The 278-nt window shown below is 37.1% G+C and carries 1 protein-coding gene; it reads right to left on the reverse strand.

What is annotated here, in order from left to right:
• Positions 1 to 278: PAS domain S-box protein (locus tag SB775_RS28960; RefSeq protein ID WP_410864658.1), on the reverse strand; the 278-nt coding region annotated here is incomplete at both ends.

Genomic DNA, 278 nt, shown 5'->3' on the forward strand with positions numbered 1-278 from the left:
TTTCAATTTTTTCTCCATTTTTATTCAAATACGTTTGTAAAGAATGATAAATGGGCTTCCCCGTTCTGAGGACATGCATGAGTGTACTTGTTTTTTCAGTTAACGATGGGTACACATCAAGGATGTACTTGCCAATCACCTCTTCTTTTTGTAAACAGTCAAATTTAGCGGCATTGTGATTATAAAAGATCGTGACCCCTTGATCATCTACAACGTGAATGGCTTCATCGATGGCTTCTAAAATTAATTCAAACCAATCCGCTCTTTCGACAACCTTC

It is taken from the genome of Peribacillus sp. SIMBA_075 (genome assembly GCF_046534585.1).